Annotated in this window: 10 protein-coding genes; 7 read left to right on the top strand and 3 right to left on the bottom strand. The window is 57.6% G+C overall.

The genetic code is table 11. From position 1 onward, the window contains the following. Positions 1-6: 6 nt before the first annotated feature. From GOW16_RS17780 to GOW16_RS17750, 7 genes are all read left to right on the top strand, one after another. Positions 7-1,041 carry a TRAP transporter substrate-binding protein gene (locus GOW16_RS17780; RefSeq protein WP_170417601.1) on the top strand — a complete coding sequence of 345 codons (1,035 nt, stop codon included), beginning with the start codon at positions 7-9 and terminating at the stop codon, positions 1,039-1,041. 148 nt (positions 1,042-1,189) lie between these two features. After that, positions 1,190-2,875 (top strand): Na/Pi cotransporter family protein, encoded by a 1,686-nt coding sequence (locus GOW16_RS17775; protein WP_170417598.1) that lies wholly within the window; start codon positions 1,190-1,192, stop codon positions 2,873-2,875. Between the two features lie 39 nt (positions 2,876-2,914). Next, positions 2,915-4,276, top strand: a complete 1,362-nt coding sequence (locus GOW16_RS17770) for a glutamine synthetase family protein (RefSeq protein WP_170417991.1) — start codon at positions 2,915-2,917, stop codon at positions 4,274-4,276. A gap of 94 nt (positions 4,277-4,370) precedes the next feature. After that, positions 4,371-5,753, top strand: a complete 1,383-nt coding sequence (locus GOW16_RS17765) for an aldehyde dehydrogenase family protein (RefSeq protein ID WP_170417595.1) — start codon at positions 4,371-4,373, stop codon at positions 5,751-5,753. Between the two features lie 67 nt (positions 5,754-5,820). Further along, positions 5,821-6,966: an iron-containing alcohol dehydrogenase gene (locus GOW16_RS17760; RefSeq protein ID WP_170417592.1), complete on the top strand. Its 1,146-nt coding sequence runs from the start codon at positions 5,821-5,823 to the stop codon at positions 6,964-6,966. Between the two features lie 74 nt (positions 6,967-7,040). Beyond that, the gene (locus GOW16_RS17755; RefSeq protein ID WP_170417589.1) at positions 7,041-7,880 is read left to right on the top strand and encodes an EamA family transporter; all 840 of its coding nucleotides are present in this window, start codon (positions 7,041-7,043) and stop codon (positions 7,878-7,880) included. A gap of 69 nt (positions 7,881-7,949) precedes the next feature. After that, the gene (locus GOW16_RS17750; protein ID WP_170417586.1) at positions 7,950-8,720 is read left to right on the top strand and encodes an alpha/beta hydrolase; all 771 of its coding nucleotides are present in this window, start codon (positions 7,950-7,952) and stop codon (positions 8,718-8,720) included. Between the two features lie 18 nt (positions 8,721-8,738). Here GOW16_RS17750 and GOW16_RS17745 read toward each other — a convergent pair whose 3' ends face one another. The 3 genes from GOW16_RS17745 to parE form a co-directional block, all read right to left on the bottom strand. After that, positions 8,739-9,020 (bottom strand): hypothetical protein, encoded by a 282-nt coding sequence (locus GOW16_RS17745; RefSeq protein WP_170417583.1) that lies wholly within the window; start codon positions 9,018-9,020, stop codon positions 8,739-8,741. A 542-nt stretch (positions 9,021-9,562) separates the two neighbouring features. Next, entirely contained in the window at positions 9,563-10,000 is a 438-nt protein-coding gene (locus tag GOW16_RS17740) for a hypothetical protein (RefSeq protein ID WP_170417580.1), read from the bottom strand. Continuing rightward, positions 9,997-11,955 carry a DNA topoisomerase IV subunit B gene (parE, locus tag GOW16_RS17735; protein WP_170417576.1) on the bottom strand — a complete coding sequence of 653 codons (1,959 nt, stop codon included), beginning with the start codon at positions 11,953-11,955 and terminating at the stop codon, positions 9,997-9,999. The genes GOW16_RS17740 and parE overlap by 4 nt, the downstream gene beginning before the upstream one ends. Between the last annotated feature and the right edge of the window lie 2 nt (positions 11,956-11,957).

The raw sequence follows: 11,957 nt of genomic DNA, 5'->3' as shown, positions 1-11,957 counted from the left end.
ATTGACATGACGACAAGACGTAAGTTTCTGAAAACCGCTGGGGTCGGCGTTGCAGCCGCACCGCTGGCGACGCCCGCACTGGCGCAGAACACGATTACATGGCGGATGCAGACCTATGCGGGTCCTGCGCTGGCCGAGCATGTGATTGATCCCGCGATCAAAATGTTCAACCAGATTGCCGGTGACCGGATGCAGATCGAACTGTTCTATGCCGATCAGCTGGTCCCGACGGGCGAATTGTTCCGCGCGATGCAGAAGGGCACCATCGACGCTGTGCAGTCGGATGATGACTCGATGGCGTCACCGACCGAAGTCACCGTTTTTGGCGGCTACTTCCCGTTTGCCTCGCGCTATTCGCTCGACGTGCCCGTTCTGTTCAACCAGTGGGGCCTGAACGAGATCTGGGACGAGGAATACTCGAAGGTCGGCGTCAAGCACATCAGCGCCGGTGCATGGGATCCGTGCCACTTTGCGACCAAAGACCCGATCAACTCGCTGGCGGATATGAAGGGCAAACGCATCTTCACATTCCCAACGGCGGGTCGCTTCCTGTCGCAGTTTGGTGTCGTGCCGGTCACCCTGCCATGGGAAGACATTGAAGTCGCGGTTCAAACGGGCGAGTTGGACGGTATCGCGTGGTCGGGCATCACCGAAGATTACACCGTTGGCTGGGCCGACGTGACTAACTACTTCCTGACTAACAACGTGTCGGGTGCATGGGCGGGTCACTTCTTTGCCAATATGGACCGCTGGAACGAACTGCCGGAAGACCTGCAGACCTTGTTCAAGGTCTGCTGTGACCAGTCGCACTATTATCGCCAGTGGTGGTATTGGGGCGGTGAGGCCAACCTGCGCGTCAACGGCACCAAGATGCAGCTGACCTCGATTCCGGACGAAGAATGGGCAACCGTCGAGGAAGCCGCTGTCAAGTTCTGGGATGAAATCGCAGCCGAGTCCGAGACCAAGGCCAAGGTTGTCGACATCTTCAAACGTTACAACGCCGAGATGCTCAAGGCCGGCCGGCCTTACCGTTACGGCTAAGAAACCCTTCTTCCCGACGCGAGGGGCACCCCTTGCGTCGGGATTGGACATCATTAAGCGACACCATTTATGCTCTCGTCTGTTCCAAGAATAGAAAAACGAAACCGGAAGCACATCTGTGCACACCGGTCAGACGAGGTTTGAACATATGGCTATCGCGAGCTTTTTGATTGAGATTTTTGCCGCAACTATGTTGCTGCTGTTTGCCGTGCGTCTGGTGCGCACCGGCATCGAACGGCGTTTTGGCGCGTTGTTCCAGTCGATCCTGACACGCCACTCCAACAGCTTTGTTGCAGGGGGGGCTGGCATGATTCTGGCCACTATCCTGCAAAGTTCGGCTGCCGTTACGGTCTTGCTGACAGGTTTCGCTGCGGCGGGGATGGTGACGTTTGGGATGGCGCTGGCAGGTGTGCTGGGTGCTGATCTGGGTGCCGCGCTGGTCATTCAGGTTCTGTCCTATGATCTGGGCTGGCTTCAGCCCGCGCTGCTGGCGTTGGGCGGCTGGCTGTACCTTAAGTCCGAAAGGTCGAATGTTCGGCTTATGGGGCGGATCGTTCTGGGTGTCGCCTTTATTCTGATTTCGCTTCAGTTCCTGCGCGAAGCAGTCGAGCCGATCCGCGAAAGCGCGTTCCTGCCCGCGATCGCAGGGTATCTTGAGACCGACTATTTCAGCGCCTTTATCGTTGGTGCGGTGCTGGCCTTTGTCATGCACAGCTCGGTTGCGACGATCCTGATGTGTGTTGCACTGGTTCAAATTGGCGCAATCCCTTTCACCGCAGGGCTGTCTCTGGTTTTGGGTGCAAATCTGGGCTCGGCTTTTATTCCGATCTGGTTGACCCGCGATATGACGGTGACCGCACGGCGTATTCCGCTGGCCAATCTGCTATTGCGGGGCACGGCAGCACTGGTGATGCTGATTGTTGTCAATGTCGGTGGATTGCACGAGGCGCTGATGGTGACCGGCCCGGCACAATCCCTGATTTTTGCGCATATCGGGTTCAACCTTGCGGTATTCCTGCTGGCGACCAGCTTTGTGAACCAATTGGAACAGCCGATGGCCGTTCTGATGGCGGAGCCCAAAGCCGAGGCCAATGCGCTGGATCAATTCTCGGATGCGCTGACGCCGTTGGGTGATCCCAGTGGTTCAAGGGCCAGCGTTGCAATGTCCTCTGTGCGCCACGAGCTGTTGCAGATGATTACGCAGGTCGAGCGTATGTTCCGCCCGGTGCTGGATATCTATGAACAAGACGACAGCGACGCGATTTCCGCACTTTGGCAACAGGACGAACGAGTCAACGCGCAACTGACCGAGATCCGTCGCTTTGTTGCGCGTATGCCGCGGCAGAACATGAGTAAGGCCCAAGTGAAAGCCGCGCGGGGTTTGGTTGAATATGCCATCCGTCTTGAGGCTGCGGGCGACGTCGTCTCGAACCGGATGACGCGCACGGCACAGATCAAACACACGGAACGCGCGGAGTTTTCAGCGCAAGGCTGGAAAGAGCTGAAGGATTTGCACGCGGCCATTCTGGAGAGCTTCTCGCTGGCGCGACACGTGCTGTTGGTGGACGACATGGATTGCGCGCGCCGGTTGGTGCTGGACAAGGCCGAGGTCAAGCGGATGTCACGCGACAGCCGTAAGGCGCACCTAAAACGGCTGGAGCGCGGTCAGACCGAGAGTTTCCAGTCCAGCGACCTGCACCTGGAAACCTTGCGGTCCATGCGGGATCTGCACGGGCATATCGCTGCCGTTGCGTACCCGATCCTCTACAAAAGCGGTCAGGTTCTGGAGACGCGTCTGGTGATGGAAATGGAAAAAGAAGCCAACGATGACTGATGGCGGGCACGTGAAAGCGAGTGACAGGGGAAACCAATGATGGGCAATGAAGCGATTTTGGCCGATCTGAAAGCCAAATTCGAAGCGGGCGAGGTCGACACCGTACTGGTTTGCATGGTGGACATGCAGGGCCGGCTGATGGGCAAGCGGTTTCACGCAGGTCATTTCGTGGCAGGTGCGTGGGAAGAAACCCATTGTTGCAATTACCTGCTGGCCACGGATCTGGAGATGGGCACGCCCGACGGCTATGCCTCGACCAGTTGGGAGCGGGGTTATGGCGATTATGTCATGAAGCCCGATCTGAGCACGCTGCGCCCGGTGCCGTGGCTGGAAGGCACGGCGATGGTGATGTGCGATGTGCTGGATCACCACACCCATGAAGAGGTTCCACACGCGCCTCGGTCCATTTTGAAGAAGCAGGTCAACCGGCTGAAAGCCATGGGCTATGATGCGATGTGCGCCACCGAGCTGGAGTTTTTCCTCTTTGAGAAGAGCTTTGATCAGATCCGCAAGGAAGGCTTCCGCGATCTGGAGCCGATCTCGGGCTATAACGAAGACTATCACATCCTCCAGACCACCAAGGAAGAGCATGTGATGCGCCCGATCCGCAACCACCTTTGGAATGCGGGGATTCCGGTTGAGAACTCGAAGGGTGAGGCCGAGACCGGGCAGGAAGAGCTGAACATCAAATACGCCCCGGCCATGGACACGGCCGAGTATCATTCGATCGCTAAGAACGCGGTGAAAGAGATCGCGTGGCAGCACGGTCACGCGGCGACGTTCCTGCCGAAATGGCATCACGATAAGGTGGGCAGTTCGTCTCACGTGCATCAGTCACTTTGGGCCGATGGAAAGCCTGCCTTCTATGACGCTGCGGATGAGTTGGGCATGTCAGCCTTGATGAAAAGCTACATGGCGGGTCTGCTGAAATACGCGGGCGACTATACCTATTTTATGGCGCCTTATATCAACAGCTACAAACGTTTCATGAAGGGCACCTTTGCGCCCACGCGGATCATCTGGTCGGTCGACAACCGCACTGCCGGGTTCCGCCTGTGCGGCTATGGCACCAAAGCGGTTCGGGTCGAATGCCGGATACCGGGTTCGGACATGAACCCTTACCTTGCAATGGCAGGAATGTTGGCAGCTGGAATTGCAGGTATAGAAGAGGGGCTGGAATTGCAGGCCCCCACCAAGGGCGATGTGTACCAGGGCGAAACTGGCATGATCCCTGGCAACCTGCGCGCGGCGCGGGATGCGTTGCACGGGTCAGAGATGCTGCGCGCGGCGATGGGAGACGACGTGGTCGATCACTATACTCGCGCAGCGGAAGTCGAGATCGAGGAATTCGAGCGTGTTGTGACCGATTGGGAAGTTGCACGGGGGTTTGAGCGGGCTTGAACGGCTAGAACGAGGGGCGCTGCCCCTCGCGCTCCCCGGGATATTTTTGGCCATATGAAGCAGAGATCCTGCTTTCAGTGAGAATGGAGTGAACATGGGCCAGATGTTGAAATGCATCTCGCCGATCGATGGATCGGTTTATGCGGAACGTGAGGTGCTGTCGCGTGAGGCTGCGTTTGAAGCCGCAGACCGCGCTCGAGCTGCACAAACTGAATGGGCATCGCGCCCGTTACAGGAACGGATTGATCTTGTGATGGCAGGCGTGGCTGCTGTCGGCGCGATGAATGACGAAATCGTGCCCGAACTGGCGCAAATGATGGGACGCCCGGTTCGCTATGGCGGTGAGTTTGGCGGCTTTAATGAGCGCGCCAGCCATATGGCCGAGATTGCGGAAGGCTCGCTGGCCGACATCGCGGTGGGCGAGGATGAGACCTTCAAGCGGTACATCAAGCGCATCCCGCATGGCGTCGTCTTTGTGGTGGCACCGTGGAACTATCCGTATATGACGGCGATCAATACGGTCGCACCAGCGCTGATTGCCGGGAACACGGTGATCCTGAAGCATGCCACGCAGACCCTGTTGGTCGGTGAGCGTATGGCGCGGGCTTTCCATTCGGCAGGTGTGCCTGAGGATGTGTTCCAGAACGTGTTCCTGAGCCATGACGTGACCAATGACCTGATCGCGGGCAATGCTATTGATTTCGTGAATTTCACCGGCTCGGTCGGCGGCGGCCAAGCGATGGAGCGCGCGGCGGCGGGCACCTTTACTGGTGTCGGCACGGAGTTGGGTGGCAAGGACCCTGGCTATGTCATGGACGACGCCGATCTGAATGCGGCTGTCGATACGCTGATCGACGGAGCGATGTTTAATTCGGGCCAGTGCTGTTGTGGGATCGAGCGAATTTACGTCCACGAAAGCCTTTATGACGACTTCGTCTCGAAGGCTGTTGAGGTCGTGAAAGGGTACAAGCTGGGCAATCCGCTGGATACAGAGACAACAATTGGACCGATGGCAAATGTGCGTTTCGCCGATGAAGTTCGCGCGCAGATCGCCGAGGCGGTTGAGGCCGGGGCAGTAGCCCATATCGACACATTTCCCGAGGATGATGGCGGGGCTTATCTGACACCGCAAATCCTGACCAACGTCACCCACGACATGCGGGTGATGCGGGATGAGAGCTTTGGTCCAGTGGTCGGCATCATGAAAGTGTCCTCGGACGAGGAGGCCATTGCCTTGATGAATGACAGTGAATTCGGCCTGACCGCCAGCCTCTGGACCCGCGATGTGGATCGGGCTGCGCGTGTTGGCGACCAGATCGAAACTGGCACCGTGTTCATGAACCGCGCCGACTATCTGGACCCCGGTCTCTGCTGGACCGGTTGCAAGAATACCGGGCGCGGCGGCGGTTTGTCCGTCATCGGCTATCACAATCTGACACGTCCCAAATCCTACCACCTGAAAAAGGTCACGGACTAAGGGCACCGGCCTGCCCGGTACAGACCCCCTCGGCCGGGCAGGCCTCAAATCACAAAGGAAACCTGACATGTCACTTGTTGGAAACTGGTCCTATCCGACCGCTATCAAATTTGGGGCAGGGCGCATCAAGGAACTGCCCGAGGCGTGCGCTGCCGCTGGTATAAAGAGACCATTGCTGGTCACAGACAAGGGCCTGGCCGACCTGCCAATCACCACAGCGACGCTGGACATCATGGATGCCGCGGGGTTGGGGCGTGGTTTGTTCAGCGATGTGGACCCGAACCCGAACGAAAAAAACCTTGAAGCAGGAGTCGCGGCCTACAACGCAGGCGGCCATGATGGTGTGATCGCCTTTGGCGGCGGCTCGGGGTTGGACCTTGGCAAAATGGTCGCTTTCATGGCGGGCCAGACGCGCCCCGTCTGGGATTTTGAGGATATTGGTGACTGGTGGACCCGTGCCGACGCGGACGTTATTGCGCCGATCATCGCTGTCCCGACCACAGCGGGGACAGGATCCGAGGTCGGGCGCGCGAGTGTCATCACCAATTCCGAGACCCACGCGAAGAAGATCATCTTCCACCCCAAGGTTTTGCCCACCGTGGTGATTTGTGACCCCGAACTGACGGTTGGGATGCCCAAGTTCATCACAGCGGGCACCGGGCTGGATGCCTTTGCCCATTGTGTCGAGGCGTTCTCCAGCCCTCACTACCACCCGATGAGCCAGGGCATCGCGCTGGAGGGTATGCGGCTGGTTAAGGAGTACCTGCCACGTGCTTATGCAGATGGCACCGATATAGAAGCCCGCGCGCAGATGATGAGCGCCGCAGCCATGGGGGCCACCGCTTTCCAGAAAGGCCTGGGCGCGATCCACGCCATGAGCCACCCCATCGGTGCGCACTTCAATACCCACCACGGCACCACCAACGCGGTCTGCATGCCTTCGGTTCTGGAGTTCAACGCCCCGGCGATTGCAGACCGATTCCAGTCGGCCGCAGCCTATCTGGGCATCAACGGTGGCTTTGACGGGGTCAGAGGTTTTGTTCAGGAGTTCAATGACTCGTTGGGTATCCCGGCCAAGTTGTCCGATCTGGGTGTGACCGAAGCGGCGATCCCGGAACTCGTGCGGGGTGCGATCATCGACCCGTCCTGCGGCGGTAACCCGATCGAGCTGACTGAGGACAACCTGACCACGCTCTTCAAGGCTGCATTGTGATCGGTCTCACACTGTGCGAGTAACGAAACCGGCCCGGTTCTCGGGCCGGTTTTTCCTGTGCGAAAGGTTGGGACGTGACCCCGTTTGTAATCGCCATCATTCTGACGGCCGCGCTGCTGCACGCAGTGTGGAACGCGATTGTCAAAACTGCGGCCGACCGGACCACGACACTTGGGCTGGTCGCGCTGGGCCATGTCATCCCTGCGATGGCGATGATCCTGCTGCTGCCGCTGCCCAGTGCTGAAAGTTTTCCTTATATCCTGATCTCAACTGTCGTGCATTTCGGGTACTACTTCATGCTGGGCAAAGCCTATCAGCATGGGGACTTAAGCGTCGTTTATCCAATCGCGCGCGGTATCGTGCCTGCTCTGGTCTCGCTCTGGGCTATGATACTGGTGGGCGAGGTGCTGCCGTTGCAAGCGTGGGGCGGAATAGCACTGATCGCGCTCGGTATTCAGCTCAGCAGTTGGAGCGCCCTGCGGTCCGGTGTCGGACGCTGGGCACTGGGATTTGCCTTGGGCACGGGCTTTTGCATCTCGATCTATTCGGTCGTGGACGGCATCGGTGTGCGGTTGTCGGGCAATACGCTCAGCTACTGGGCATGGGGGGCGTTTCTGCACCTGTTCATCGCCGGATTTGTCGGTGTCAAAAAACGGGACACCTTGGCCAACCTTCCTGCCAAAACGTGGATGATTGGTATTCTCGGCGGGTTGGTGTCGATGACCGCTTATGGCCTTGTTCTTTATGCCAAGAACTTCGCTCCGCTGGGTGCAGTTTCCGCGCTTAGGGAAACCTCTGTGATCTTTGCTGCGTTGATCGGGTTTATCTTCCTGCATGAAGGTAACTGGATGCGGCGGCTGGGTGCTGCGGTTCTGATGGCCATTGGTGTCGCCCTGATTGGCCTAGCCGTCTGATCGCGGCGGCCTTGCCGCTTACGCCCTTCGTCTCGCATAGTATTTGTGATTGGCGAGGGAGTGAATTTCATGACCAAAGAGATTGTACTGATCCACGGGGCGTTTGCCGGGCCGTGGTGCATGCAGGACTACGCGGGTTTCTTCCGGGACAGGGGCTGGACCGTACACACCCCCGCGTTGCGCTTTCATGGTGGGGACCCCAAGGCCGAACCCGACCCGGGCCTGACCGATACCAGCGTGATGGATTACGCAAATGACATCGCTGAATTCGTGCAGGGGTTAGACAGCAAACCGGTCATCCTTGGCCATGCCATCGCTGGTGTGGTGGCACAACAGGTGGCTTCACGCGGGCTGGCCAGTGCGATTGTTCTGATCAACCCGAATGCGCCGTGGGGGACGTTGCCCGAGACCGACGATGAACGCGCCATCCCGCGTGCGCTGATGGAAGGTGGAGCGTTCTGGAAACAGCCCATGCGGGTCGAGTTCGACCTGATGGCCCCCTTTGCGCTAAACAAGATGTCCGAGGCGCAGCAGCATGAGGTGTTCGACCAACTGGGGGCCGAAAGCGGCCGGGTGATGTTCGAGATGTTCTTCTGGATGTTCGACGATCACCACGCAATGAAGGTCGATATCGATAAAGTCGACTGCCCGGTGCTGATCGTTTCGGGCACCGAGGACCGCGCCGTGAACCCCGACACCTGCCGTGCGCTGGCCAAGCTATACGGAGAGCGCGCGACGTTTATGCCCGTGGAAAACCACGCGCATTTCCTGTTCATGGAACCCGGCTGGGAACATCCCGCCGGGCAGATCGCGGACTGGCTGGAGATGAAGGTGGGTTAGGCCACCCACCTTTTCAGGTCAGCGATTGACCTGAATACCGCTCTCCGGTTTCCACTTCATGACGCCGTCGCCGCCCTTGATACAGCGCAACAGGTGTTCTTCGCGCGCACTGGACGTTTCGGTCACGGTGTTGTTGCCAGAGATCACAACATAGGCGTCCACCGAAAAGGCCAAGCCGTTGTAATAGCAGAACCGTAACTCTGCCCCGACCGGAATAGGCGATGCGCCGATCAGCGACTGCTGCGCGCTTGCCTGACTGGCCAGCAAGGCGAAGGCCAGCCCGAGGGTTAGTGTCTTCATATTGTCCTCCCGTTCGAAAATTTGTTCGTTCAAATTGGGTCTTGGACGCTCGGATCCTCAGAATTTGTTCTTGGATGACAATTGCGCGCAAGTGTGAACGGGATCAACGGGTTAGGCAAGGGGGTGTTTGGTAGGGCGTTCCGATTGAAACATGCCATCGCGCAAAGTGGAGCATCTTACTAGCCTCAGAGCTTGCAAGTTCTGCACCCATTTTAGCGCTCACTGCTAAGGCCTTTGTTGCCGGTTGTGCAGTGTACTGGTAGCAACCTTAAGGAAGCGACCTATCTACTTTTAGGTATTGGCTTAGAACATCCAAAGTAAAAAATCTCGTATTACAGCTTGCGCAATGTCGATGGTAGGAATTGCTAGAAAGGTATATCCAACAAAACAGGCGATTAAAGAAACTCTTCGAGCCAGCCAACAGGAGTGCATTTGGGCAGTCCACCATTCACGTGCCATTAAGCGTGTGTATTCTCTGTTTTTTGGAACAAAATCTTCACTTTTTGAATATCTCGACGCTCGAGGAACTTGGTTTTTTACTACTAAGGGAAACTTACATACTCTCTTAGAAATGGCGTTCTATGTATCCAGTCTTCTCGCAAAACATCCGACTCAATTTTCGCAATCTCGGAAATCGAATAACTTGCGACAACTTGATCCGAAAAAACAATATCAGTTTTTGAACTGCTAAGCTCCTTTGGGGAAAAAAGCCTAAAAGTCGAATTGGCCACCAATACAAATAGGCTTCCAAAGAACGTAAATCGGAGTTTCGTTATGCCGGAAGAAAAAAAAGGCGATGTATCTTCTGGTGTTACCCCTGCAATTTCATCGAAGGAGATGGATTGAAGCAATGCGTCATTGAATAGAATTAAGTAACCTGCAATCGGTATGATCCCAACGACTTTGCTTAAGCCGTTGTTTGCAATCGTTTCGATGAAATCCCAGTGAAATACGCGCCACTCAGGTTTAGATGTATTCAAACATCCAACTCCTCCACGAACCGCGCGTTCTCCTGAATGTATTGGAACCGCAGTTCGGGTTTCTTGCCCATCAGGCGTTCGACCAGGTCGCCGGTCTCGCCGGGTTCGTCCTCGTCGATGGTGACCCGGATCAGTTTGCGGGACGCGGGGTCCATCGTGGTCTCTTTCAGGTCTTTGGCGTCCATCTCACCCAGACCCTTGAAGCGGGATACGTCGATCTTGCCCTTGCCGCCCAGACCTTTCTCAAGCCATTCATCCCGCTCGACCTCGTCCAGGCAATAAACGCGCTTGGCCCCTTGGGTCAGGCGGTAGAGGGGCGGGCAGGCGAGGTAGAGGTGGCCCGCGTCAATCATAGGGCGCATCTGGGTGAAGAAGAACGTCATCAGCAGCGCCGCGATATGCGCGCCGTCCACATCCGCGTCGGTCATGATGATGATCTTGTCATAGCGCAGGTCGTCGACGTTGAACTTGGTGCCCAGCCCCACACCCAGAGCTTGCGTCAGGTCGTTGATCTCGGCATTGGTGCCCAGTTTCGAACTGGCCGCGCCCAGCACGTTCAGGATCTTACCGCGCAGGGGCAAAAGGGCCTGCGTCTTGCGATTTCGGCCCATTTTTGCGGACCCGCCCGCAGAATCGCCCTCGACGATGAATAATTCGGTTCCGTCGCGTGTTGAACTAGAACAGTCCACCAACTTGCCGGGGAGACGCAGTTTCTTAGTGGCGGACTTGCGTTGTGTTTCCTTCTCGGCGCGTCGGCGCAGACGCTCCTCAGCCCGCAGGATGAGGAAGTCCAAAATCGCACCGGCGGATTTTGTGTCCGCGGCCAGCCAGTTATCGAAATGGTCGCGGACCGAATTCTCCACCAGCCGCTGCGCCTCGACCGTCGCTAGGCGATCTTTGGTCTGGCCCACAAATTCCGGTTCGCTGATGAAACATGACACCAGTGCACAGCCGCCGGTGATCAGGTCATCGCGGGTGATCTGACCGGCCTTCTTATTGTTGATCAGCTCGCCATAGGCCTTGATGCCCTTGAGGACCGCGGCCCAGAACCCGGCCACATGGGTTCCGCCTTCGGGAGTAGGGACCGTGTTACAGTAGGATTGGATGAACCCGTCGCGCGAGGGCGTCCAGTTGATCGCCCATTCGACCTTGCCGGGGGTGCCGAACTTTTCCCGAAAGTCCACGGTGCCGGCAAAGGGTTGCTCGGCATAGGTCGACGAGCCGTTCATCGTTTCCTTGAGGTAATCGGACAGGCCGCCGGGGAAGTGGAACGTGGCCTCGGTCGGGGTTTCGCCATCGTCGATGGCAGATTTCCAGCGAATCTCGACGCCCGAGAACAGGTAGGCCTTGGAACGGATGGATTTGAACAGGCGGGCGGGTTTGAACTTGTGATGGCCGAAGATGTCCGCGTCGGCGTGGAAGGTCACTGTGGTTCCGCGCCGGTTGGGAGCTGCGCCAACCTTTTCTACGGGACCCAGAGGGATACCACGAGAGAATCGCTGTTCAAAAAGCGTCTTGTCGCGCGCCACCTGGACGACCATTGAATCCGACAAGGCGTTCACAACCGACGCACCCACGCCATGCAGACCACCCGAAGTCTGGTAAGCTTTGCCCGAGAACTTACCGCCCGCGTGCAGGGTGCACAGAATGACCTCCAACGCCGATTTGTCGGGGAATTTGGGGTGCGGATCGATCGGAATGCCGCGCCCGTTATCGCGCACGGTCAGCGCGTAATCGGCGTGCAGTTCCACCTCGATCCGGTTGGCGTGGCCCGCAACCGCTTCGTCCATCGAGTTGTCGAGGATTTCAGCCACCATATGATGCAGCGCGCGTTCGTCCGTGCCGCCGATATACATGCCGGGGCGTTTGCGTACCGGTTCCAGCCCTTCAAGCACCTCGATCGAGGAGGCGTCATAAGTTGTGGTCGCTTCTGGCGTCAACAGATCGTCGGGCATGG

The organism is Ruegeria atlantica (assembly GCF_013033965.1).
Taxonomy (GTDB): Bacteria; Pseudomonadota; Alphaproteobacteria; order Rhodobacterales; family Rhodobacteraceae; genus Ruegeria; species Ruegeria atlantica_D.
This window is presented reverse-complemented; position numbering and strand designations above follow the sequence as displayed.